Annotated in this window: 1 protein-coding gene; it reads right to left on the reverse strand. The window is 72.3% G+C overall.

Annotation, left to right across the window (positions count from 1 at the left end; translation table 11 throughout):
• On the reverse strand, positions 1-473 hold a 473-nt coding region (locus tag ACZ3GY_RS23645), incomplete at both ends, for a hypothetical protein (protein WP_465912168.1).

Genomic DNA, 473 nt, shown 5'->3' on the forward strand with positions numbered 1-473 from the left:
CGGGCTCGAAGACGAGCCGCCGCAGTTCGGCCGACACCACCTCGACGGCGGGCGCATCGACGACCGCTTCTCCCACGAGGACGGATGCCGGCAGCCCGGTCACACGCGTGACGCTCTGCGCCGATGCTTCCGGAGCACGCCCGAACGGTTCGGCCAGGACGGCGCCGAGGATCTGCGACCACCGCTGGAACTGGGCGTAGGCGTCGACGAGGCGACGCGCATCGCGGAGCGCGTGCCGCACGTTCCGCTCGTCCACCTCGCGCTGTCCGGCGAGCTCGCGGCGACGAGCCAGCAGCCGGAACAACGCGGTCTGCCCGCGGAAGAAGATCACGAGTGACGCGCCCAGCCAGGCGACCACGAGGCCGGCCCCGACCGACAGCGCCGCGACGAGCGAGAGGACCGCGAACCCGGCCAGAACGCCCACCGCCACCAGGAGCACGAGGAAGACGATGCCCACGATGCGCAGAACGCGG

Source organism: Pseudomonas sp. PME37.24/006 (assembly GCF_055556635.1).